The following is a 223-nucleotide window of genomic DNA, read 5'->3' on the forward strand; positions in this document are numbered from 1 at the left end:
GATGCATCGATTATGCCGCTGATTATCACAGGTAACTTAAATGCAACCACTATTATGATGGCTGAAAAAATCGCGGATCAAATCCGTGGCCGCCCAGCCCTACCTCGCTCTCATGCACCTTTTTATCAAGCTGAAACTGAATAATTTTTAATAGCTCAGCGCCTGACTTTAATTATCTTTAAAATAATAAGGTCAGGTGATTATTCATTTTTTCTTAAACAAC

At 38.1% G+C, this 223-nt stretch carries 1 protein-coding gene; it reads left to right on the forward strand.

From position 1 onward, the window contains the following. Positions 1 to 144 (forward strand): hypothetical protein (locus tag RRF55_RS28650; protein ID WP_439419393.1); only part of this gene is annotated, 144 nt, incomplete at its 5' end. Positions 145 to 223 lie beyond the last annotated feature (79 nt).

Origin of the sequence: Klebsiella sp. K47, from assembly GCF_051858335.1 — a bacterium.
Classification (GTDB): Bacteria; Pseudomonadota; Gammaproteobacteria; order Enterobacterales; family Enterobacteriaceae; genus Klebsiella; species Klebsiella pneumoniae.